The sequence below is a fragment of the Nocardia sp. JW2 genome, from assembly GCF_051843015.1.
In the GTDB taxonomy this organism is placed as follows: Bacteria; Actinomycetota; Actinomycetes; order Mycobacteriales; family Mycobacteriaceae; genus Nocardia; species Nocardia coubleae.
Map to the genome: position 1 here is coordinate 112,843 of NZ_JBPXLK010000007.1, position 22,961 is coordinate 135,803.

Consider the following 22,961-nt stretch of genomic DNA (forward strand, 5'->3'; position numbering starts at 1 on the left):
CGTGCAGGGCGGGGCGCCGCGAGGTCGAGAGGAAGCACGAGTGCGAGAGTCGACAGGATCACCGTCGGCCACCACGCCTGCGGGACCGGCGAAGGTGATGGTGGCGATCGCGGCGGTCCTGGTGCTCGCGATCACCGGGTTCGCCTGGCGCAGCGTCGACAATCTGATCGCCAATATCGAACGCATCGGTGGCCTCGGTCTCGGCGGCGGCCGCGACGGCGCCGTCGACATCCTGCTCGTGGGTGTCGACAGCCGCACCGATGCCCACGGCAACCCGCTCACCAGCGCCGAACGCGCCATGCTGCACGCCGGCGACGAAGTGGGCACCAACACCGACACCATCGTGCTGGTCCGCGTCCCCAACGACGGCCGCTCCGCCACCGCCATCTCCATCCCCCGCGACTCCTACGTCGATATCCCAGGTCAGGGCAAGGCCAAGATCAACTCCGCCTACGGCGCGACGAAAGAGACCGAACGCGCCAAGATGCTCGCCGACGGCGACGCCGAGGCCGACGCCGAACGCGACTCGACCAAGGCGGGCAGACAGGCGCTGATCAAGTCGGTGGCCAATCTCACCGGTGTCACCGTCGACCACTACGCCGAGGTGAGCCTGCTCGGGTTCGTGCTGCTCACCGATGCCGTCGGCGGGGTGGAGGTGTGCCTGAACAATGCTGTCGACGAATACATGTCCGGCGCGCAGTTCCCGGCGGGCAATCAGCGTCTCGACGGTGCGCAGGCATTGAGTTTCGTGCGGCAGCGCCACGATCTGCCGCGTGGCGACATCGACCGGATCGTGCGTCAGCAGGTCTTCATGGCCCAGCTGGTGGGTCAGCTGCTCAATGCCAGGACGCTGGCCGATCCCGGCAAGCTCAGCGAGATCAGCGAAGCCGTCGGGCGCACGGTCGTCCTCGACGACGACTGGGACGTGCTTGCCTTCCTGCAGCAGCTCAAGGACCTGTCCGGTGGCCAGGTCGAGTTCGACACCATTCCTGTCGCCGACCTCAACAGCATGACGGCCGAGGGCGAATCCGTGGTGCGGGTGGAACCGAAGGCCGTGCAGGACTATGTGGGCGCGCTGGTCGGCGAGGAGAAGCCGGCCGAGGAGAAGCAGAAGGTCGACCCGTCGACGGTGACGGTGAGCGTGTTCAACGCCGGTGGTGCGACGGGTCTCGCGGCCAAGGTCGCCGCCGCGTTGACGGGTAAGGGTTTCCGCGAGGGTCTGGTCGGGAACTATTCCGGGGGGAGTGTGAGCTCGAGCCGGGTGCTCGCCGCCGACAGCGCCGATCCCAAGGCCGTCGCGGTGGCCGAGGAACTCGGCGGCCTGACCGTGGTCGCGGATCCGTCGCTGTCGGCGGATTCGGTGAGCGTGGTGCTGGCGAGCGACTACTCTGGTCCCGGCTCGGCCGCGGCAGGCATGTTCGATTTCGACGGAACATCCTCGGCGACCGCCACGCCAGTACCGCCCGCCCCGCCGATCGACGCAGGCCAGAACGGACCGAAATGCGTGAATTGACCAATGCGTGAGCCCAATTCGACACTGACCGACGCCCTCCTCGACCCGATCCTCGAACGCGATCCCGCCGGACCGCGCGTCACCTGGTACGACGACGCCACCGGCGCCCGCATCGAACTGTCCGGGCTGACGTTGGCCAACTGGGCGGCCAAGACCGCCAACCTGATCCGCGACGAGTTCGCGCTCACCCCCGGCGCGCGGGTCGCGGTGCTGCTGCCCGCGCACTGGCAGACGGCCGCGGTGCTGCTCGGCTGCTGGTGGGCCGGAACCGAAGTGGTGCTCAGCCCCGATCCGGACGCCGACCTCGCCCTGGTGACGCCCGACCGGCTCGACGACGCCGACGGCGTCGACGAGGTCGCGGTGCTGTCGCTGGACGCCATGGGCACACCCGTGCGCGACCTGCCGGTCGGTGTCACCGATTTCGCCACCGCGGTGCGCGTGCACGGCGACCAGTTCCTGCCCGGTGGTTTCCGGGCCGCCCTCGACGGTATGTCGGTGGGGGAGGTCCTCGACGCGGCGAAGAAATCGGCGGCGCTGCAGGGTATTTCCGCCGGTGACCGGGTGCTGTCGAGCGCATCGTGGGACACCGCGGCCGAGCTGATCGACGGGTACCTCGCCGTTCTCGGCGCCGGTGCGTCGCTGGTGCAGGTGGTCAATCCCGACGCGACCGCCACCGAGCACCGCGCCGAGACCGAGCGGGTGACCGTGCGGCGCTGAGCCGCTCGTCTCCTACCTGGGTATAGGTCGGCCTCCGCCCGAGGAACGTGGTTTCTGTCACACCCCGTCCGTACTGTGGAAGACATCTTCGGCAGTACGGCGCAAAGGGGCGGCTATGAACGTCGGGTACTGGATCCGCTGGTCGGCGCAGCACGGGATTCCCCGTGCCTTCCTGCGCTGGCGTGCGCGGCGCGGCGACACCTTCGCCACCCTGCTCGCCGGCGAGCGGGGGCTGCGCGATCCCTACCCGCTCATCGAGGAACTGCGCGGCCCCGGTCTGCGACGCACGCCGTTGGCGTACGCGTGCTTCGAGCACGCGCAGGTGCGAAGCATCCTGCGCGACAACAGATTCGGTGTCTTCCCGGCATTGGGCCCCGAGGTGCCACCGCCGTTGCGCAAGTTGGCCGAACGAGTGGTTCCGCCGCCGAGCCCGGTCGAGCCGCCGTCGATGCTCGTGCTCAATCCGCCCGAGCACACCAGGATGCGCAAGCCGGTGGCGTCGGCCTTCACCCCGCGTGCCATCGGCAGGCTGCGCGACCGGGTCGAAACCGTCACCACCGAACTGCTCGACGCGATGCCCGCGCACGGCTCGACCGACCTCGTCACCGATTTCGCGGCCCAGGTGCCGATCGCGATCATCGCCGAGATGCTCGGGTTCCCCGCCGCCGACCGCGAGCTGTTCCTGCGCTGGGGCGACCGCGTCACCCCGCTGCTCGACATCGGCACCTCGTGGCGCTCCTACCGGGAGGCGATGGCCGCCACCGACACCCTGGCCGACTATCTGGCCGAGCACATCGAGAAGCTGCGCGAGGAACCGGGCGACGACATCCTCTCCAGCCTGGTCACCTCCGGCGACCTCACGATGCGCGAACTGCAGGCGGGCGCGGGACTGCTGATGGGCGCGGGCTTCGAGACCACGGTCAACCTCATCGGGAACGCGGTGGCCGCGCTGTCGGCCAACCCCGACCAGCTCGCCATCGCCCAGAACGACCCCGATCGCTGGCCCGACGTGGTGGAGGAGACGCTGCGGTTCGACCCACCCGTGCAGACCACCGCCCGGGTGGCGCTCGAGGACGTCGAGGTCGACGGGATGACGGTGAAGGCGGGCGCCACCGTCATCCTGTCGCTGGCCGGTGCCAACCGCGACCCCTCGGTCTTCGCCGATCCGGACCGCTTCGACATCGACCGCCCGAATGCCAAGGAGCACGTGGCCTTCAGCAGCGGCATCCACGCCTGCCTCGGCGCGAGCCTGGCCAGGATGGAAGCGGTGCATGCCCTGCGCGCGCTCTACGCCCGCTACCCGGATCTGCGCTTACGCGAAGAACCGGTCCGCCGCAATCTGTTCACCCTGCACGGGTTCGAGCACATGCCGGTCGACCTCGGTCCGGTGGCGCGCACCGGGGCGCCCGACAATCTGGCGGGCGCCACCACCCAGGGGTGAGCTAGGTCGAAACCCGCCAGCGGTAGCGGGTTTTCGGGCGCCCCGCCCGGCCGTAGTCGGCCCGGCGTTCGGCGAGGCCGTCGTCGGCGAGCTTCTCGAGATACCGCCACGCGGTGATCCGGGAAACGCCGACGGCAGCGGCGGCATCGGTGGCGGTGATGCCCGCCTCGGCCGCGCGCACCGCCCGCGACACCTCCTCGAGGGTGTGCTGCACAACGCCCTTCGGGGCGCCGGCGCGCTGGTCGGCGGTGCGCAACGCGCCGAGGGCGCGGTCGATGTCGTACTGCGACAGCGCCGCTTCGCCCGCGGGCAGGGCGGTGTCGAAATCCCGGTAGCGTTCCAGCTTCTCGCGAAAGGCGGCGAAGGTGAACGGCTTGAGCAGATACAGCACCACCCCGTGTGCGACGGCGCTGCGGACCATGGTCAGCTCGCGCGCCGAGGTGATCGCGATGACGTCGGGACGCGGGGAGAGTCCGTTGAGCGCGGCGGCCACCTCGAGACCGTTGATGTCGGGCAGCCCGATATCCATCAGCACCAGGTGGAACGGATTGCCGTCGGCGATCGCCGACGCGGCGAGATTGAGCGCGTCGTGACCGGTATGGGCGACGCCGCCGGTGACGAACCCGTCGAGCCGTTCGAGATAGGCCCGGTGTGCCTGGGCGATCAACGGTTCGTCCTCGACGATCAGGACGCGGATCATGGGTTCTCCCTCAACGGAATTCGGACGGTGACCGCGCTGTGTGGTGCGGCCGTTGTGGTGATGGCACCGCCGTGTCGATCGACGAGACGGTGCACGAGTGCCAGGCCGAGGCCGGCATGATCGGATTTGGTCGTGTAGCCGCGTTCGGCGGCGCGCTCGAACATCTGCGCCGACATGCCGGGGCCGCTGTCGGAGACGCGCACACACAGGTGCCCGTCGCGGTGACTCACCGACACCTCGACCCGCTTGTCGATGGTGCCCGCGGCGGCGTCGATGGCGTTGTCGACCAGGTTGCCGACCAGCGTCACGGTTTCCTGCGCCGAGAGCGGGTCGGTGGAATCGAGCGCGGTGTCCTCGCTGATGGCGAGACTCACCCCGCGCTCGGCGGCCTGGTCCACCTTGCCGAGCAGCAGCGCCGCCAGCGCCGCGTCACCGACGGCCGCCAGCAGCCGGTCGATGAGCACCTGCGAGAGCGCGAGCTCGTCGGTGGCGAACGCCACCGCCTCGTCGGGCCTGCCGAGCTCGACCATGGTGACCACGGTGTGCAGTTTGTTGGCCGCCTCGTGCGCCTGGGCGCGCAGCGACTCGGCGAAATTGCGCACCGTGTCGAGCTCGCCGAGCACCGCGCGCAGCTCGGTCTGGTCGCGGATGGTGAGCACGGTGCCGATCTGCTCGCCCTCCCAGGTCACCACGTCCTGGTTCACCAGCAGCACGCGGTCGGTCGTCACATGCGTTTCGTCGCGCACCACGCCCGGGCGCTCCTGGCGCAACGAGACGGGCAGGTCGTCGCGATACACCGGGCCCTGCGGCAGATCGAGCAGGGTGCGCGCCTGGTCGTTGACCACCTCCGCGGGCCCCTGGCCGGTGCCGAACACCACGAGACCCTCGTGGACCGAATGCAGCACCGCGTCGTGGTGCTCGTAGAGCGCGCGCAACTCGTCGGGCGCCAGGCCGTGGGTCTGCCTGCGCAGCCGCCTGCTGAGCAGGAACGAGGAGAAGGCGGCCAGCGCGAGTCCGGCCGCGCTCACCCCGAGGATCAGCGGCAGCTGCGAGGCCACCTGGGTGCCGATCCTGGCCCTCGTGACCCCCGCCGACACCAGCGCGACCACCCGGCCGCGGTCGTAGACCGGCGTCACCGCCCGGATCGACGGGCCGAGCGTGCCGGTGAACGTCTCGGTGAACGTCTGCCCGGCCAGCGCCCGGTCGATGCTGCCGGAGAACGGCTTGCCGATCATCTCCGGATTCGTGTGGGTGTAGCGGGTGCGGTCCGGCGCCATCACCACGATGAAGTCCATTCCGGTATCGGCCCGGATCCGCTCGGTGGTCGGTTGCAGCAGCCCGCTCGGATACGGCGAACTCACCGCCGCCAGCGTCGACGGCGCCCTCGCCACCGACACGGCGACATCCCTGACCTGAAGTTCCGTGGCCACATCGTGGTCGCGTCTGGCGTCGAGCACGGCGAGCACCGTACCCGTGCCGATCATCAGCGCCAGCACCACCAGCTGCCACACGAAGGCCTGTCCGGCAAGCGACAGTCGTCCTCGTCGCATCCTGCCCTCCGACCTCGAACTGAACGTTATGTACCTAAAGCACGTTATGTACCAAACGTGACGGCGATCACACTAGCGGTGCATGCTCGCTGCCATGAGCACAACCACCGCGCGAAAACGAGACCATACCCACTGGCTGTACATCGCGGTGATTATCGCGGTGCTCGCGGGCATTCTCGTCGGCAGGCTGGCACCGGAGTTCGGTCAGTCACTGGCGCCGCTGGGCACCCTGTTCGTGAATCTGATCAAGATGATGATCGCGCCGGTCATCTTCTGCACCATCGTGCTCGGCATCGGTTCGGTGCGGGCAGCGGCCACCGTCGGCAAGGTCGGCGGCCTGGCCATCGCCTACTTCCTCGCCATGTCGACGGCCGCGCTCGGTATCGGTCTGGTGGTCGGCAACCTGATCGAACCCGGCTCCGGGCTCGGCGCGGCCAAGCCCGGTGCGGGCGCCAAGTACGCCGAGCAGGCGCACGGTGCGGGTGGTACCTGGGACTTCATCCAGAACATCGTGCCGACCACGCTGGTGTCCTCGCTGACGGCGGGCAGCGTGCTGCAGGCGCTGTTCGTGGCCCTGCTCGTCGGATTCGCGGTGCAGGCGATGGGCGCGGCGGGCGAGCCGATCCTGCGAGCGGTGTCGCTCGGGCAGAAGCTCGTGTTCCGGATCCTGTCGATGATCCTGTGGCTGGCGCCGATCGGTGCCTTCGGTGCGATCGCCAATGTCGTCGGGCGCACGGGCTGGTCGGCGGTCGTGGAGCTGGCGACGCTGATGATCGCGTTCTACCTGACCTGCCTGGTGTTCGTCTTCGGTGTGCTCGGCGCGGTGCTGCGGATCGTGTCGGGTGTGTCGATCCTGAAGTTGTGCCGGTACCTGGCCCGGGAGTACCTGCTGATCGTGGCGACCTCGTCGTCGGAGTCGGCGCTGCCACGGCTGATCGCCAAAATGGAGCACGCCGGTGTCGAGAAGACCACGGTCGGTGTCGTCGTGCCGACCGGGTACTCGTTCAACCTCGACGGCACGGCCATCTACCTGACGATGGCCTCGATCTTCATCGCCGACGCCCTCGGTCAGCCGCTGAGTATCGGCGAGCAGATCGGCCTGCTGCTGTTCATGATCATCGCGTCCAAGGGCGCGGCGGGCGTCACCGGTGCGGGCCTGGCAACGCTGGCGGGCGGTCTGCAGAGCCACCGCCCCGAACTCCTCGACGGTGTCGGCCTGATCGTCGGCATCGACCGGTTCATGTCCGAAGCCCGTGCGCTGACCAACTTCTCGGGCAACGCTGTCGCCACCCTGCTCATCGGCACCTGGACCAAGACCGTCGACGCCGACCGCACCCGCCGCGTTCTCGACCGCGAGCTTCCCTTCGACGAGGAGGCCATGGTCGACGACGATCACGGCGCCCCCGAGCCCAAGCCCGAGACCGAGCCCAAGCCCGTGACCGAGCCTGCCACTATCGCAGTGCAGTAGAACAGTGGACCGGCCCCGTCTCGCTCGGGGCCGGCTCACTGTTCCGGTGTTCAGGCGCGGGCCCACTTCCCCGGGTTGAGGTGGAACTGCACCAGCGCGGTCGCGTGCCCGTGCCCGAGGCCGTGCTCGGACTTCAGCCAGTTCACCAGCACGCTGTGGGAGCCGTCGGTGGCGGCGAGCATCGTCAGCCATTCGTCCACTGGCCGACCGTATTTGGTCTCGATGGTAGGAAAGTAGGACGCGGGGCCGTGCGGTGCGTTTGCCATGAATCTCTCCTCGTGCTCGTTACCGGTGAAGACGGCGCGCACCTTCCGAAATCATCGCCGTGTGCGCGGCATCACAACCCGGGGACCGGACACACCGACGGGCCCCGGTCCGGCACCGGGACGTGACGCGCCACTCGCCCGTCGGCGCGGATTCGCCGCGTAGGTTGGAGAGAAAGTCGGTCGGCGAAGGGACGGCGATGGCCGAAGTCGTAGTGGTCGGTTCGGGGCCGAACGGGCTCGCCGCGGCGGTGATCGCCGCGCGTGCCGGACTCTCGGTGCGGGTACTCGAGGCACAGGAGCAGCCGGGTGGTGGTTCACGTACCGCCGAGCTGACCCTGCCGGGCTTCCATCACGATGTGTGCGCGGGCGCGCACCCCATGGCCTTGGCCTCACCGTTCTTCCGTGCGTTCGACCTCGCCGCGCACGGTGTGGAACTACTCGCCCCCACCGTCTCCTACGCGCATCCGCTCGACGGCGGCGTCGCCGGACTGGCCTGGCGCAATCTGGAATCCACGGTCGCCGACCTCGGCCGCGACGGTCCGGCGTGGCGTTCGCTGTTCGCCCCGCTGGTCGAACACTGGCCCGCGGTGGTGGAGCTGGCGATGTCGGACCTGCGGCACCCGCCGCTGAACGTCCCGACGGGTGTGCGATTCGGGCTGCGGGTGCTCGAACAGGCATCACCGCTGTGGAACAACCGTTTTCACGAGGACGCCGCCCCCGCCATGCTCACCGGTGTGGCCACCCACGCCATCACCCAGCCGCGCGCCATTCCCGCCGTCGGCGCCGGACTGCTGCTCGGCACCCTCGCCCACGCGGGTGGCTGGGTGATCCCGCGCGGCGGCAGCCAGGCCATCCCCGACGCGCTGATCGCGGAGCTGGAACGCCTCGGCGGTGAGGTGGTCACCGGTCATCGCGTCGACGATTTCGCCGAACTCGCCACCGCCCGCGCCGTCCTGTTCGACACCTCACCCGCCGAACTGCTGCGCATCGCCGGTGACCGCCTTCCCGAGCGCTACCGCAACAGCCTCGGCCGTTTCCGCTACGGCGGGGCGGCGTGCAAGGTCGACTTCGCCCTGTCGGGCCCGGTGCCGTGGACCGCACCCGGCGCCGACCTGGCAGGCACCCTGCACCTGATCGGCACCCGAGCCGAGGCGATGCGGGCCGAAAAGCAGATCGCCGCGGGGCGATTCGCCGATCGCCCGTATGTACTGGCCATTCAGCCCGGCGTCGTCGACAGCACCCGCGCACCCGAGGGCAAGCACACCTTCTACACCTACGCCCACGTCCCCAACGGATCCGATCGCGATATCAGCGAGGACGTGATCGCCCAGGTGGAACGCTTCGCTCCCGGCTTCCGCGACCTCATCCTCGCCAAGCACGTGCGCCCGGCCGCGTTCATGCCCGCCCACAACGCCAACTACATCGGTGGCGATATCTCGGCGGGCGCGATGACCCTGCGCCAGACCGTGTTCCGGCCCCTGGCCCGCTGGAACCCGTACGCCACTCCGATTCCCGGCACCTACCTGTGTTCGTCGTCGACGTCCCCCGGCCCCGGCGTGCACGGTATGTCCGGACTACACGCGACACACCACATGTTGCGCACCCGGTTCGGCATCGTCACCGACCCACTCGACCTGTTGCGCGGCGAGGAACCCGCCTATCGGTGACTGCCGGTGGCACCGGCCTTCTCCGGCCGGAACACGTCGGGTTCGAGATAGACCGTGCGCACGCTCGGTGCCGCCTCGCGGATGCGGGCGTCGGCCGCGTCGATCGCGGCACCCACCCGGCTGATGTCGAGTTCGGGCTGCATGGCGATCTTGGCGTTCACCAGCAGGTCCTCCGGACCGAGGTACTGCGTCTGCAGGCGAAGCACCCGCACGATGCGCGGATCGGCCAGCAGCGCGTCGCGGATGGCCCGGTCCTCGGCGGCGGTGGCGCCCTCACCGATGATCAGGCTCTTGGTCTCCACGATCAGCACGATGGCGTTGAAGCCGAGCAGCAGGCCGATGAGCAGCGTGCCGATGCCGTCCCACACCCCGTTGCCGGTGAGCACCGTCAGGCCCACACCGGCCAGCGCGAACATCAACCCGACCAGTGCGCCCAGGTCTTCGAGCAGCACCACCGGCAGCTCGGGATTGCGGCTGTTGCGGATGAAATGCCACCAGGAGTGCTTGCCCTTCAACGGCTCCGATTCCCGGCGCGCGGTGCGGAAACTGAAGCCCTCGAGCAGCATCGACACCAGCAGAATCGCGATCGCGACCCCGGGCGACTCCAGTTCGTGTGGGAACCGGATCTTGTGCACCGCCTCGTTCAGCGCGAACAGGCAGCCCATCGTGAACAGCACAAGCGCCACGACGAACGAATAGAAGTACCGGTTGCGCGTGTAACCGAAGGGGTGCAGCACGTCGGGCGCCTGCTCGGCCCGGTTGCGGCCGACCAGCAGCAGCGCCTCGTTGCCGGTGTCGGCGACCGAGTGCACGGCCTCGGCCAGCATGGACGACGAGCCCGTGATGAACGCACCGATGAACTTCGCGACCATGATCCCGGCGTTCGCGCCGAGCGCGGCCAGGATCGCGATCTTGCTGTCTCCACCTTCAGCGGCCATACCGGGGCACGCTACCGGCCGCGCAGGGCCTCTGCCCCCGACCCGGGGCCGTGTCTACTTCGCCTGTCGGTACAGGTCGGGCTCGAGGTAGATCAGGCGGGCGAACGGGACCGCGGTGCGAACGCGTGTCTCGGCGGCATCGATGGCATCGGCGACATCGGAGATCCCGAGGCCGGGCGCGATGGCCACCTTCGCGGCGACGAGCATTTCCTCCGGACCGATGTACTCGGACTTGAGGTGGATGACGGAGGTGATCTTCTCGCCGTCGATCAGGTTGTCGCGGATGGCGCGATCCTGTTCGGGGGTGGCGCCCTCGCCGATGAGCAGGCTCTTCATCTCGATGATGAGCACCACCGCGATGATGCCGAGCAGCACGCCGATGCACAGGGTGCCGATGCCGTCGTAGACGGGATCGTCGGTGATCATGGTGAGTCCGACCGCGCCGAAGGCCAGGATCAGACCGATCAGGGCGCCGGTGTCCTCGAGCAGCACCACGGGCAGCTCCGGGCTGCGGGAGGTGCGGATGAACCGCCACCAGCTGGCATCACCCTTGAGGGGGCGCGACTCGCGCACCGCGGTCATGAAACTGTACGTCTCGAGGCCGATCGCGATACCGAGGATGACGATCGCGACGATCGGCTGACTCAGTTCCTCGGGGTGCTGGATCTTGTGGATGCCCTCGTAGATCGCGTATACCGAGCCGAGGGTGAACAGCACCAGCGCCACGACGAACGAATAGAAGTACCGGTTGCGCCCGTAGCCGAACTGGTGCAGTTCGTCGGCGTCCTTCGCCGCGGCACGCTGGCCGAACAGCAGCAGACCCTGATTGGAGGTGTCGGCCACCGAGTGCACCGCCTCGGCCAGCATCGACGCCGATCCGGTGATCGCCGCGCCGATGAACTTGGCCACCGCGATTCCCGCATTGGCCGTCAATGCGGCGATGATCGCCTTCTTGCCGCCACCAGCCGACATCTTGTCCCCGTCCTCCCGCTTCGCCGAACACGCTTTGCTCGCAACAGCCTAAGGGGAGTGGCGCGAAAAGTTCGCCCCGACGCTAGTTCCCGTCGCCCACGCAGGCGCTGAACAGCTGCGCGGCACCGCCGAGTGCTCGCGCGCGGATGTCGGTGTCGGCCGCTGAGATCCAGGCGGCGCTGCCCGGCGCCAAGGTGAGTTCGCGCCCGTCGTGACGCAATTCGATCGTTCCGTGCGTGCACAGCACGATGCCGGGTCCGGCGTCGGCGAGGGCGACGGGTTCGGCGTCGGGCGCCAGATCGAACCGGCACAGCGCGAATTCGGGAGCCGGGGTCTGGTAGCGGACGCTGCCGTCGGGGCCGGGTTCGGGTTCGATCACCGGCAGGTCGATGGGTTCGAAGTCGAGCACGCGCAGCAACTCCGGCACGTCGACATGCTTGGGGGTGAGCCCGCCGCGCAGCACATTGTCGGAGTTGGCCATGATCTCCACGCCGACGCCGCGCAGGTAGGCGTGCAGATTTCCGGCGGCGAGGAACAGGCCCTGGCCCGGTTCGAGGGTGAGCCGGTTGAGCAGCAGCGCGGCGAGCACCCCCGCGTCACCGGGGTACACCTCGGCCAGTTCCAGCGCGGTGCGGACCTCGGCGGTGAACTCGCGTGGTCCGGTGCCCGACAGGTACCGCACGCATCCCTCGAGCACCGTGGGCAGCAGGGTGGCGAGGGCGGCGGGCGGCAGGGTGATCCAGGTGGTGAACAGCGTGCGCAGGCCCGCCGAATCGGGTTGGGCCGCAAGCAGTTCGGCGTACACGCTGAGACCGGGCACGTTCAGGGCGCGCAGCAGGTCGACGGTGCGCTGCGGGTCGCGGAAACCGGCAAGCGCCTCGAATCGCTCCAGCGCGACGACCAGTTCGGGTTTGTGGCTGTCGTCGCGGTAGTTGCGCAGCGGCGAGTCGAGCGGCACACCGACACGGTTCTCCCGCTGGAAACCGGCAAGCGCCTGCGCCGAACTCGGATGCGCCTGCAGCGACAGCGGTTCCTCCGCCGCGAGGATCTTCAGCAGGAACGGCAGTCGTGGACCGAAACCCTCGGCGACCGGGCCCAATTCGCGCACCGGATCGGCGGCCAATACCTCGAGCAGCGAACGCGAACTGCCGTTGGACTTCACGTGCGCGGGGTCGGCGGGGTGCGCGCCGAACCACAGTTCGGCCTCCGGATGCGCCGAGGGCACCGGCCTGCCACACAACCGAGCGAGCGCGGTGCGCGATCCCCATGCGTAAGAACGCAGCGCACCAACGAGTTCCTGCACTAGTAGCGTCCCCCGTCGTGATATCGGTCCTGGTCGCTCGCGGCCGCACTGTGCGAGCCGAGGCGAAGGTAGGCCGCGGCCATGTCGAGCCGCAGTGCGAGCACCGCCAGTTGCACGAGTTCACTGCCGTGCCCGCCCCCTGCGGCGGACGTGGCGGTCGCGCTCTCGGCGGACGGTTCCGAGCCGGGTTCGGCGAGCTGGGACTGGAGTACGTCGACATCGGCGTGCACGAGATCGGCGTCGACGAGCCCGCCGCCCGCGCCCTCGAACACGGCCAGCTTGCGGCGCGCGGCCGCCTGATCGGGGTGCACGCTGAGGGCGAGCACACGCACCCGGTCGACCGGGGCCGGACCGTCGAGTTCCTCGTCGTGGAACAGCGGATCGAAACCGGGCGCGGCACCACCGGCCGCCTGGGCGAGCCTGCCGACGGCGGCGACCGTGTCGGCCAGATCGGCCGCCGAGGCCAGCTTGCCCGCCGACTGCAACAGCACCTCGGTGCCGTGCCCGGCCAGCTCGACCGCGGCGGGGGAGTCACCGGCCAGGACGACGCCGACGCCGTGCATGCGGGTCGCGAGGGTCTTGGCCGGGTTGTGGAACACCTCGTTGTGTGGCCCGTCGCGCAGGGCCTCGGCGTCGAGCACGTCGGCGAGCGCGGTCAGATCGGGGGTGGCGGGGACACTGCGCTGGGCGTCGATACCGCGCAGCACCGCGATGCCGACGGCGAGGAAACGCAGCAGCCGGTTGTGGTCGAGCACGGGCACGCGAGGTTCGAGCACGATCGCGCGACCGGCGGCGACCGCCCGCAGCGGGCCCTCGTTGGGGGCGGCGATCACCACTTCGGCGCTGCGCCGCACGGCCCGGTCGACGGCGTCGATCAGGCGCGGGTCGCCGGCGTCGTCACCGGCGACGAGCACCACGTCCAGCGGCCCGACCCACGGCGGCAACGCGGTGACGGGCACGATCGGCAGTCCGGCACGGTCACCCAGGGTGGCGACCAGCAGTCCGGCTGCCCGGGCGGCCCGCCCCGATCCGGTGACGAGCACCAGGCTGCGCGGCCGCAATTGCGACAGACGTTCGATCAGTGAGGTCTCGGCGACCGCGGCGGCGGTGGCCCGTACCTGGGCCCCACCCGAGGCCGCCGACCGTAAGAAGCCGCCGGTGTCGGCCGCCTCGAGCGACGCGGCATCATCGAGGTCGAAAACCGGTGTTCCAGCGATCATCGCCGAGTCCACCTCCCCTCATCGCGCTGTGTGCTCCACGGCCGTCTGGTTCCCATGTTCCCAGTCAGGCGCGGACGATGCTCAGGATCTCGGTGTCGAACAGAGCCGTTGGACTCGTTCTGCCGGTCCCTGATCATGTGGTTCCGCATCCTGGTTCCCATGTTCCCAGTCAGGCGCGGACGATGCTCAGGATCTCGGTCACGAGTGCGTTTACTTCGGCCTGCGATCCGGCCTCGACGTTGAGTCGGAGCAGGGGTTCGGTGTTGGAGGCGCGCAGGTTGAACCAGGCGTGGTCGCCCAGGTCGACGGTGACGCCGTCGAGGCGGTCCACCGACACGGTGCGGTCGGCGAAGGCCGCGAGCACGGCGGCGGTGCGGTCGGCGGCGTCGGCGACGGTCGAGTTGATCTCGCCCGAGGCCGCGTACACGTCGTAGGCGGCCATCAGTTCCGACACCGGCCGGTCGCCCTCACCGAGTGCGGCGAGCACGTGCAGCGCGGCGAGCATGCCCGAGTCGGCACCCCAGAAGTCGCGGAAGTAGTAGTGCGCGGAGTGCTCGCCACCGAACACCGCGCCGGTGGCGGCCATCTCCTGCTTGATGAACGAATGACCGACCCGCGTGCGCACCGGCTTGCCACCGAGTTCCTCGACCAGCTCGGGCACCGCGCGGGAGGTGATGAGGTTGTGGATGACGGTCGACCCCGGCTCCTTGGCCAGCTCCCGCTGCGCGACCAAAGCCGTGATCGCCGACGGCGACACCGGCTCGCCCCGCTCGTCGACGACGAAGCAACGGTCGGCGTCACCGTCGAAGGCCAGGCCGATGTCGGCGCCGCTCGAGCGCACCAGCGCCTGCAGGTCGACGAGGTTCTTCGGGTCGAGGGGGTTGGCCTCGTGGTTGGGGAAGGAGCCGTCGAGCTCGAAGTACAGCGGCACGATGGTGACGGGCCCGAGCGTTCCGAGCACAGCGGGGACGGTGTGGCCGCCCATGCCGTTGCCCGCGTCGACCGCGATGGTGAGCGGACGGACCTCGTCGAGATCCACCAGCTCGCGCAGGAAGCTCGCGTAGTCGGCGAGCAGATCGACGGTCGAGGCGGAACCGGGCGCACCGTCGTAGGCGGGCACACCCGACACGACCTCGGCCGCGATGGTGGCGAGACCGCTGTCCTGACCCACCGGCAGCGCGTTGGCCCGGCACAGCTTGATGCCGTTGTACTTGGCGGGGTTGTGGCTGGCGGTGAACATGGCGCCCGGACAGCCGAGCCTGCCGGAGGCGAAGTACAGCTGATCGGTGGAGGCGAGCCCGATGTGCACCACATCCAGACCCTGACCCTGCACGCCCTGGGCGAACGCCTCGGCCAGCTCGGGGGAGGACTCCCGCATGTCATGGCCGATGACGACGCGCTCGGCGCCTTCGGCACGCATCAACCGGGCGAAAGAGGCACCGACATCGCGCACGAACCCTGCGTCGATCTGCTCGCCCACCACCCCGCGGACGTCATAAGCCTTGATCACGGCGTTCACGAGTTCGCCAGAGCGCGCGAGGGTCGTCATGCCGCAAAGCCTAGCTCACCCGCCTCCCCGGGTCTTTTGGCCAGACTCAGGCGCGGGGGAGGTGTCGTTGGCGGCCAGACATGGGTGGGTGCCGGGTTTGCTCGTGCCCGGTGAGTTACCCATGTGCTCACCCGCTGCCCGCGGGACTTTTGGTCGGACTCAGGTGTGGGGGGAGGCGGCGTGGGCGGGCAAAACGAGCGGCACGTGGCCCGGAGTCGCAACGCCGGATCTCGCAAGCACATGGGTAACTCCCCGGGCACGGGCTCCGGTGACCCGGTACGTGAGTCTGGCCGCCAACGCAGGTCTCTCCGCGCACGAGTCCGGCCTGAAGTCGCGGGGAGGCGGGACAGCGGCGGGACAGTTTATGGGTCGGGGAGGACTCGTAGGTGGCCGCGGCGGCCGGTGCGGGTTTGGCGCGGGGCCGGGGTGGCGGTGTCGCGGTAGCCGGGCTGGTCGGGTTCGGCGGGGCGGCGGCGTAGGCCTGCTTCGCGAACGGCTTCGGCCAGGGCGGTGAGATCGTCGTCGTCGGGGGTGCTGGAGGAGAAGCCGCCCTCGTGGCGCACCAGTTCCCAGCCCTTGGGGGCGGTGATGCGGCAGGCGTGCGTTTCGCACAGATCCCAGGAATGCGGTTCGGCGACGGTGGCCAGGGGTCCGACGACGGCGGTCGAGTCGGAGTACACATACGTCAGCGTCGCTACAGCCGGGTTCTTGCAGCCGGGTCGGCAGCAACGACGCATAGGGATCACGACGTCGAGATTAACCCTCCCGCCCACAAAAGTGGATACGGACACGCGGTGACGAGGGCGTCGTTCTCGCGCGCCGCTACTCCGGTTCGGGGTCGATCAGGTCGGGATCGACACCCAAGTAGGTCGCGATCTGCTGCACCAGGACCTCGCGCAACAGCTCGACGAGATCGTCGGGATCGGCGGCGCGCAGCTCGAGCGGCTTGCGGAAGAGCACCACGCGCGCGCGGGTGGCGGCACCGTGACGGTCGACGCCCGCGGGGATGAGCCGGGAGAGCGGGACCGGCCCGTCGGCGACGACCTCGTCCGGCCAGGTGACCGAATCAGGATGCAGCGGACGGATTTTCGGCACATCGTCGACGGCGATGTCGAGTTTGGTCAGCCGGTCGTGCCAGCGGGTGTCCAGCGGTGCGAAGGCTTCGAGCACCAGCCGGTCGAATTTCTGCCCGCGCGTGCGCCAGGCGGGCACCGTCGGCGGGAGCATGGGGCCACGGACACCGCGACCGCGGCGGGTCACCGAACGAGCGGTCGGCGCCGGAAGATGTCGCCGGGAACGTGCCATGGGTACTTCGCCTCTCTCGCCTGACCGGTAAACGGGCGTTCGCCCGGAGACACCGACGTACTGCGCCTGCGTGGCTCCGGGCCAGGCCTGGAGAGTCTACTTTCGAACAGTCACTTATCCGATTCCGCGCTTCAGCCTGCGACGCTCTCGTTCCGAGAGACCGCCCCAGATGCCGAAACGTTCGTCATGCGCCAGCGCGTATTCCAGGCACTGGTCACGCACTTCACAGCCCAAGCAGATGCGCTTGGCCTCACGGGTCGAGCCGCCCTTCTCCGGGAAGAACGCCTCGGGGTCGGTCTGAGCGCAGAGGGCACGTTCCTGCCACTGCTCTTCGATCGACTCGAACATTTCGTCGAAGCCCGTGACGACCAGACTCAGCCGGGGGGCCGCGACTTCGCTTGCCGCGTCCGGTTCCGGCCAGCTCGTTTCAGCGCAGACAGCGTGAGCTGCGCCTGCTGTGGAATCGGTCGGCGAGACCAGGTTTTCGGTCATCGTTCCGCCTCCTCACTATGTGTTAGCGCAGAATGATTTCCGTCGGACCAACTAGAACCCCGACGGCCCAACACCGCGACGTAGTCTCGCGGGCTTCCCCGAGCCTGCCTTCCGGCGCGCCGGCACCCTCTCGCAAACGCCCCCGCGCTATGTCTTCTCGCGGTGACCGGAATGACATGTCTGTGATTAGACACGCCGCACTTGCCGGTGGTCAACCCGCCGTCACCCTTCCGTTACACTCCGGACCCGCCTTTCGTGTTGATCTTGTTATGTGCCGTGGCAAATGACCAGCAACTTTGTTCTTCAGCACGGGGAAACAACCCGGCAACCGGCACCACTTAGGCTGTGTCCCTGTGACTGCACAACACGCGGTGCGCGAGCCCAAGATCGCCGTTCTCGTCGGTGGTGTCGGGGGTGCACGGTTCCTCCTCGGCATCAGGCAACTGCTGCCCGACGCTGATATCTCGGCCATCGTCAACGTCGGTGACGACGTCTGGATGCACGGCCTCCGCATCTGTCCCGACCTCGACACCTGCATGTACACCCTCGGTGGTGGCATCGATCCCGAACGTGGCTGGGGCCACGCGAACGAGACCTGGCACGCCAAGGAGGAACTGGCGAAATACAACGCCAAGCCCGATTGGTTCGGGCTCGGCGATCGCGATATCGCCACTCACCTCATTCGCACCGAGATGTTGCGCGCCGGATTTCCGCTGTCCGCGGTCACCGAAGCGCTGTGCAATCGGTGGCAGCCGGGCGTGAAACTCATTCCGGCAACCGACGACCGCTGCGAAACACACGTGGTGGTCAGCGATCCCGACAATGCTGGCGAACGTCGCGCGATCCACTTCCAGGAATGGTGGGTGCGGTACCGCGCGGCGCTTCCGACACACGGATTTGCCTCCATCGGCGCCGAACAAGCCTCTCCCGCACCAAATGTGACCGATATCATAGCCTCGGCTGACGCCGTGTTGCTCGCCCCCTCGAACCCCGTCGTGAGCATCGGATCGATCCTCGCCGTGCCCGGTATCCGCGGCGCGTTGCGCACCACCGAAGCCAAGGTCGTCGGCCTGTCTCCGGTGATCGACGGAAAGCCGTTGCGCGGCATGGCCGATGAGTGCCTGAAGGTGATCGGGGTGGAATCGACGGCCGAAGGAGTCGGCAGGCATTACGGCGCCCGCTCGGCCACCGGCATCCTCGACGGCTGGCTCGTCCACTCCACCGACACCGCCGAGGTGCCCGGTGTGGAGGTGCGCAGCGTGCCGCTGCTCATGTCCGATCCCGAGGCGACGGCCGAAATGGCCCGTGCCGCACTCGAACTGGCGGGGGTGAAGGCGTGAGCGCGCCGACCGACCACGCGGCGGGCGAACTGCGGATCCTGCCGGTCACCGGTCTGCCGGAGTTCCGGCCCGGCGACGACATCGCCGAACACCTTGTGGCACAGGCGCCCTGGCTCGCCGACGGCGACATCCTCGTGGTGACGAGCAAGATCGTCTCCAAGGCCGAGGGCCGCATCGTCGCCGCCCCGACCGACCCCGAGGAACGCGACGCCGCCCGCCGCGAACTGGTCGACGCCGAGGCGGTGCGGGTGCTCGCGCGCAAAGGCCGCACCCTCATCACCGAGAACCGGCTCGGCATCGTGCAGGCCGCCTCCGGTGTCGACGGCTCCAATGTGGCCGAGGGCGAATTGGTGCTGCTCCCGGTGGATCCCGATGCCAGCGCCAAAGCGCTGCGCGCGGCCGTCGCCCAGCGGCTCGGCGTCGACGTGGCCGTGGTCGTCACCGACACGATGGGCCGCGCCTGGCGCAACGGCCAGATCGACGCGGCCATCGGCTCGGCCGGCCTGCGCGTGCTGCACGACTACGCGGGCGCGGTCGACGGACAGGGCAACGAACTGCAGGTCACGCAGGTGGCCGTCGCCGACGAACTGGCCGCCGCCGCCGACCTGGTGAAGGGCAAGCTCGGCGCGGTGCCGATCGCGGTGGTCCGCGGCCTGCCGACCGTGGACGACGGCTCCACCGCGGCGGCGCTGCTGCGCGGCGGGGTGGACGACCTGTTCTGGCTCGGCACCGCCGAGGCGATCGAACTCGGCCGCAAACAGGCTGTGCCGCTTCGTCGTTCGGTGCGCGCGTTCAGCGACGAGCCGGTCGACCCGGAACGGCTCAGGGCCGCCGTCGCCGCCGGTCTCACCGCCCCGGCTCCGCACCACACCCGGCCGGTGCGCTTCGTCTGGCTGCGCGATCGCGATGTGCGTGCCCGGCTGCTCGCCGCCATGGCCGACAAGTGGCGTGCCGATCTCGCGGCCGACGGCCTCGACCCGGAGCGGATCGAACGTCGCGTCGCGCGCGGGCGGATCCTGGCCGACGCGCCGGAGGTCGTGATCCCGTTCTGCGTGCCCGACGGTGCGCACGACTACCCGGACGCGCGTCGCCAGGTGGCCGAGCAGACGATGTTCACCGTCGCCGTCGGTGCCGCCGTGCAGGGTCTGCTCGTGGCGCTGGCGGCCGACGGTCTCGGCAGCTGCTGGATCGGCTCGACGATCTTCGCACCGGAGGTGACCCGCGAGGTCCTCGGACTCGCCGACGACTGGAATCCGTTGGGCGCCATCGCGATCGGTCATCCGCAGGAGACACCCGAGCCGCGCACGGTCGGCGCTCCCGGCCCCGGTCTGGTCGAACTGTGAACCGCACAGCGACGGCGCGCGGCCACGGTCGGCGACGCCGGCCCGTATCGGGTCGAACTGTGCGCCGTTCGGGGGCGGCACGCAGCTACGGTCGGCGCACTGTCGCCCGCCCGACCGTGAGCAGGCCGGTGACGGCGCGGCGCCCGGCGCGGCCCGGTGCGGTCGGCTCGATGTGGCGCCGGTCGGGTGCGGAGACACCGTCATGAGCGCCGAATCGCTGCACGCCTCCGCGACCGAACTGCTCACCTCCTGGAAACCGCCCACCGACACGGATTCCTCACTGCGCGAAGCGATGCTGGCGTTTCTCGGGTCGGCACCGCGCGGCTGTCTGCGCGAACACGCGCCCGGCCACATCACCGCTTCAGCGATCGTGCTGTCGCACGACCGCCGCGAGGTGCTCCTCACCCTGCACCCGCGCGTGGGCCGCTGGATCCAGTTGGGCGGCCACTGCGAGCCCGGCGACGACACCGTCGCCGACGCCGCGCTGCGCGAGGCCGTCGAGGAATCCGGCATCCCCGACCTTTCGCTGGTGCCCGGTCTCTACGGTGCGCAGGCGCATCCGATCACCTGTTCGCTCGGTGTGCCGACTCGTCATCTGGACCTGTTGTTCGAGGTCATCGCGCCGCCCGGTGCGGTCCCGGTGCGCAGCGCCGAATCCACCGATCTGCGGTGGTGGCCGGTCGACGGGCTACCACCTGGCGCCGACGTGGCGCTGAAAGCCTGACCCCTCGCTGACCGGCGATCGTGGCGGCCGCATCCGAACGGATGTGGCCGCCTTTTCCGTTATCTCCCCGTTATCCACTTTACAAATTCACAAATTTGTCTAGACACCGACCGGAGGAGCGGCCTATCGTCTGTGACAGAGAGTTACGCACATCACACGTGTGAGATGTGCCTCAGGATGGAGACAACGATGTCCACCGACGCCAACCCGTCCGAACGGACGGCAGCGCCGCCGCAATGGCGCGATTCCAAGCGATATCTGTGGCTGTGGGGCCTGTTCGCCCCCACCGGACTGTTCACGATCGCGATCCCTATGATCTGGGGCCTCAACCAGCTCGGCTGGCACCGCCTGGCCGAAGTGCCGTTCTGGCTCGGCCCGGTGCTGATCTACATCGTGATCCCGCTGGCCGACCTGCTCTTCGGCCCAGACGGCGACAATCCGCCCGACGAGGTCATGGAACAGCTGGAGAACGACAAGTACTACCGCTACCTGACCTACCTGTACCTGCCGTTCCAGTACGCCTCGCTGATCTTCGCCTGCTACATCATCACCGCCGACAACCTGCACTGGCTCGGCTTCCCCGGCGGCGCCAATGTGGTCGACAAGATCGGCATCGCGATCAGCGTCGGCATGATCGGCGGCATCGGGATCAACACCGCCCACGAATTGGGCCACAAGAAGGTCGAATTGGAGCGCTGGCTCTCGCGTATCGCGCTGGCCCAGTCGTTCTACGGGCACTTCTACATCGAGCACAACCGTGGTCACCACGTGCGGGTCGCCACCCCGGAGGACCCGGCCAGTTCCCGTCTCGGCGAGACCTTCTGGGCCTTCTGGCCGCGCACCGTCTGGGGCAGCCTGCGCTCGGCCTGGCACCTCGAGAAGGAGCGGCTCGCCCGCCTGGACAAGGGCCCGTGGACGCTGCGCAACGACGTGCTCAACGCCTGGGCGATGTCGGTGGTGCTGTGGCTCGGGCTGATCCTGGCCTTCGGTATCGAGGTGCTGCCGTATCTGATCCTGCAGGCGGTGATCGGATTCAGCCTGCTCGAGTCGGTGAACTACCTCGAGCACTACGGCCTGGTCCGGCAGAAGACACCGAGCGGGCGCTACGAGCGGCCCGCCCCCGAACACAGCTGGAACAGCGACCACCTGGTCACCAACATCTTCCTCTACCACCTGCAGCGCCACAGCGACCATCACGCCTACCCGACCCGTCGCTACCAGACGCTGCGCAGCTGGGACGGCGCACCGAACCTGCCGAGCGGTTACGCCAGCATGATCCTGCTGAGCTACTTCCCGCCGATCTGGCGCAAGGTGATGGACAAGCGGTTGCTCGCGCACTACGGCGGCGATGTCACCTTGGCCAATATCGAGCCCAAGCGCCGCGAGCAGGTGCTGGCGAAGTATGGAACGGAGGCGCCGTGAGTGCGTACAAATGCCCCGTCTGTGATTATGTCTACGACGAAGCCGAAGGCGCTCCGCGCGAAGGTTTTCCGGCGGGTACCCCGTGGTCGGCGGTGCCGGACGACTGGTGCTGTCCGGACTGCGGAGTGCGGGAGAAGATCGATTTCGAGGCGGTAGGAGTAGCGCGATGACCGAATACAAGCTCTACCAGTGCGCCCAGTGCGGATTCGAATACGACGAAGCGCAGGGCTGGCCCGACGACGGCATCGCCCCCGGCACCCGCTGGGACGACATCCCCGACGACTGGACCTGCCCGGACTGCGGTGCCCGCAAATCCGATTTCTTCATGGTCGAGATCGAACGTTCGTGAGCGCGGCGCGCCAGGGTGCGCGTCCGCCGTACCAGGAGGCCGCGCGCGAACTACTGCGCACCTCGGTCCTGGACTCCATGCGCGAGCTGCTCACCGAACGGGACTGGTCCAAGATCACCCTCGGTGACGTGGCCGCCAGGGCCGGGGTGAGCAGGCAGACGCTCTACAACGAGTTCGGGTCGCGCGCGGGCCTTTCCCAGTCCTACGCGCTTCGCCTGGCCGACTCCCTCGTCGACCAGGTGCGCGACGCGATCCACCGGCACGTCGGCGACGCGCACGAGGCCATCCGCGACGGCATGACCGGCTTCTTCTTCGCCGCCGCGGCCGACCCGCTGGTCCGATCGCTGCTCGCCGGGGAGATGAAGCCCGATCTGCTGCGGCTCATCACCCTCGACGCGGGCCCCCTGCTCGAACACGCCACCGCGCGGCTGGCCGACGTCTTCCAGCACAGCTGGGTGAACGCCACCGACACCGAGGCCGATGTCCTCGCGCACGCGCTGGTGCGCATCGCGCTGAGTTACATCCCCAATCCGCCGGTCCCCGAACGCGACGCACCCGCCGAGATGGCCGCGTTGCTGAGTCCCTATGTGGAGGCGATTGTTCAGGCACGCGGTATTCGCCCCTAGACGGAGTGGGACGGATCACTATAAGGGGTGATCAGCTCTTATTCGCGGTGATGTAA

At 68.9% G+C, this 22,961-nt stretch carries 23 protein-coding genes; 12 read left to right on the forward strand and 11 right to left on the reverse strand.

Features of this window, described 5'->3' with window-relative positions; translation table 11 throughout:
• The first annotated feature begins 97 nt into the window (after positions 1–97).
• From ACSVDM_RS12765 to ACSVDM_RS12775, 3 genes are all read left to right on the forward strand, one after another.
• Positions 98–1,513, forward strand: coding sequence for an LCP family protein (locus tag ACSVDM_RS12765; RefSeq protein ID WP_439265105.1), 1,416 nt, complete (start codon positions 98–100; stop codon positions 1,511–1,513).
• Between the two features lie 3 nt (positions 1,514–1,516).
• Positions 1,517–2,230 carry a TIGR03089 family protein gene (locus ACSVDM_RS12770; protein WP_439264938.1) on the forward strand — a complete coding sequence of 238 codons (714 nt, stop codon included), beginning with the start codon at positions 1,517–1,519 and terminating at the stop codon, positions 2,228–2,230.
• 115 nt (positions 2,231–2,345) lie between these two features.
• A complete protein-coding gene (locus ACSVDM_RS12775) occupies positions 2,346–3,671 on the forward strand; it encodes a cytochrome P450 (RefSeq protein WP_439264940.1) in 1,326 nt (441 codons plus the stop codon).
• Position 3,672: 1 nt separating this feature from the next.
• Here ACSVDM_RS12775 and ACSVDM_RS12780 read toward each other — a convergent pair whose 3' ends face one another.
• Together ACSVDM_RS12780 and ACSVDM_RS12785 are read right to left on the reverse strand one after the other, a co-directional pair.
• Positions 3,673–4,371 (reverse strand): response regulator, encoded by a 699-nt coding sequence (locus ACSVDM_RS12780; RefSeq protein ID WP_067491360.1) that lies wholly within the window; start codon positions 4,369–4,371, stop codon positions 3,673–3,675.
• Positions 4,368–5,921 (reverse strand): ATP-binding protein, encoded by a 1,554-nt coding sequence (locus ACSVDM_RS12785; RefSeq protein ID WP_067637483.1) that lies wholly within the window; start codon positions 5,919–5,921, stop codon positions 4,368–4,370. Before ACSVDM_RS12785 ends, ACSVDM_RS12780 begins: the two co-directional genes overlap by 4 nt.
• Positions 5,922–6,015: 94 nt before the next feature.
• On the opposite strand from ACSVDM_RS12785, the gene ACSVDM_RS12790 reads away from it, so the two are divergent.
• Positions 6,016–7,389: a cation:dicarboxylate symporter family transporter gene (locus tag ACSVDM_RS12790; RefSeq protein ID WP_439264942.1), complete on the forward strand. Its 1,374-nt coding sequence runs from the start codon at positions 6,016–6,018 to the stop codon at positions 7,387–7,389.
• Between the two features lie 50 nt (positions 7,390–7,439).
• On the opposite strand, the gene ACSVDM_RS12795 is transcribed toward ACSVDM_RS12790, so the two are convergent.
• Entirely contained in the window at positions 7,440–7,655 is a 216-nt protein-coding gene (locus tag ACSVDM_RS12795) for a DUF4287 domain-containing protein (RefSeq protein ID WP_067637572.1), read from the reverse strand.
• Between the two features lie 197 nt (positions 7,656–7,852).
• Here ACSVDM_RS12795 and ACSVDM_RS12800 point away from each other — a divergent pair, with 197 nt between their 5' ends.
• Positions 7,853–9,322 carry a phytoene desaturase family protein gene (locus tag ACSVDM_RS12800; protein ID WP_439264944.1) on the forward strand — a complete coding sequence of 490 codons (1,470 nt, stop codon included), beginning with the start codon at positions 7,853–7,855 and terminating at the stop codon, positions 9,320–9,322.
• Here ACSVDM_RS12800 and ACSVDM_RS12805 read toward each other — a convergent pair.
• The 8 genes from ACSVDM_RS12805 to ACSVDM_RS12840 all read right to left on the reverse strand — a co-directional run bounded on the left by ACSVDM_RS12805 (position 9,313) and on the right by ACSVDM_RS12840 (position 16,957).
• Positions 9,313–10,260, reverse strand: a complete 948-nt coding sequence (locus tag ACSVDM_RS12805; RefSeq protein ID WP_439264946.1) for a cation diffusion facilitator family transporter — start codon at positions 10,258–10,260, stop codon at positions 9,313–9,315. The two genes, ACSVDM_RS12800 and ACSVDM_RS12805, sit on opposite strands and share 10 nt — an antisense overlap.
• Positions 10,261–10,314: 54 nt before the next feature.
• The gene (locus tag ACSVDM_RS12810) at positions 10,315–11,232 is read right to left on the reverse strand and encodes a cation diffusion facilitator family transporter (RefSeq protein ID WP_067491368.1); all 918 of its coding nucleotides are present in this window, start codon (positions 11,230–11,232) and stop codon (positions 10,315–10,317) included.
• 82 nt (positions 11,233–11,314) lie between these two features.
• Positions 11,315–12,535, reverse strand: coding sequence for a mannose-6-phosphate isomerase, class I (gene manA, locus ACSVDM_RS12815; protein ID WP_067637476.1), 1,221 nt, complete (start codon positions 12,533–12,535; stop codon positions 11,315–11,317).
• The gene (locus tag ACSVDM_RS12820; protein WP_439264948.1) at positions 12,535–13,755 is read right to left on the reverse strand and encodes a tobH protein; all 1,221 of its coding nucleotides are present in this window, start codon (positions 13,753–13,755) and stop codon (positions 12,535–12,537) included. Before ACSVDM_RS12820 ends, manA begins: the two co-directional genes overlap by 1 nt.
• 169 nt (positions 13,756–13,924) lie before the next feature.
• Positions 13,925–15,304, reverse strand: coding sequence for a phosphomannomutase/phosphoglucomutase (locus tag ACSVDM_RS12825; RefSeq protein ID WP_067491373.1), 1,380 nt, complete (start codon positions 15,302–15,304; stop codon positions 13,925–13,927).
• Between the two features lie 362 nt (positions 15,305–15,666).
• Positions 15,667–16,041, reverse strand: coding sequence for a DUF3499 domain-containing protein (locus ACSVDM_RS12830; protein WP_067491375.1), 375 nt, complete (start codon positions 16,039–16,041; stop codon positions 15,667–15,669).
• 85 nt (positions 16,042–16,126) lie between these two features.
• Positions 16,127–16,609: a metallopeptidase family protein gene (locus ACSVDM_RS12835; RefSeq protein ID WP_201449895.1), complete on the reverse strand. Its 483-nt coding sequence runs from the start codon at positions 16,607–16,609 to the stop codon at positions 16,127–16,129.
• A 114-nt stretch (positions 16,610–16,723) separates the two neighbouring features.
• Positions 16,724–16,957, reverse strand: coding sequence for a WhiB family transcriptional regulator (locus ACSVDM_RS12840; protein WP_133733920.1), 234 nt, complete (start codon positions 16,955–16,957; stop codon positions 16,724–16,726).
• A 515-nt stretch (positions 16,958–17,472) separates the two neighbouring features.
• Here ACSVDM_RS12840 and cofD point away from each other — a divergent pair.
• The 7 genes from cofD to ACSVDM_RS12875 all read left to right on the forward strand — a co-directional run bounded on the left by cofD (position 17,473) and on the right by ACSVDM_RS12875 (position 22,905).
• Positions 17,473–18,441, forward strand: a complete 969-nt coding sequence (gene cofD / locus ACSVDM_RS12845; protein ID WP_439265108.1) for a 2-phospho-L-lactate transferase — start codon at positions 17,473–17,475, stop codon at positions 18,439–18,441.
• Positions 18,438–19,784: a coenzyme F420-0:L-glutamate ligase gene (locus ACSVDM_RS12850; RefSeq protein WP_439264950.1), complete on the forward strand. Its 1,347-nt coding sequence runs from the start codon at positions 18,438–18,440 to the stop codon at positions 19,782–19,784. Before cofD ends, ACSVDM_RS12850 begins: the two co-directional genes overlap by 4 nt.
• Before the next feature lie 202 nt (positions 19,785–19,986).
• Entirely contained in the window at positions 19,987–20,508 is a 522-nt protein-coding gene (locus tag ACSVDM_RS12855; protein WP_439264951.1) for an NUDIX hydrolase, read from the forward strand.
• Positions 20,509–20,697: 189 nt separating this feature from the next.
• A complete protein-coding gene (locus tag ACSVDM_RS12860) occupies positions 20,698–21,930 on the forward strand; it encodes an alkane 1-monooxygenase (protein WP_067491688.1) in 1,233 nt (410 codons plus the stop codon).
• Positions 21,927–22,100, forward strand: coding sequence for a rubredoxin (locus tag ACSVDM_RS12865; protein WP_084456705.1), 174 nt, complete (start codon positions 21,927–21,929; stop codon positions 22,098–22,100). Before ACSVDM_RS12860 ends, ACSVDM_RS12865 begins: the two co-directional genes overlap by 4 nt.
• Complete coding sequence (locus tag ACSVDM_RS12870) at positions 22,097–22,279, forward strand: rubredoxin (RefSeq protein WP_067491380.1); 183 nt, start codon at positions 22,097–22,099, stop codon at positions 22,277–22,279. The genes ACSVDM_RS12865 and ACSVDM_RS12870 overlap by 4 nt, the downstream gene beginning before the upstream one ends.
• Positions 22,280–22,356: 77 nt before the next feature.
• Complete coding sequence (locus ACSVDM_RS12875; protein WP_157104819.1) at positions 22,357–22,905, forward strand: TetR family transcriptional regulator; 549 nt, start codon at positions 22,357–22,359, stop codon at positions 22,903–22,905.
• The last annotated feature ends 56 nt before the right edge of the window (positions 22,906–22,961 follow it).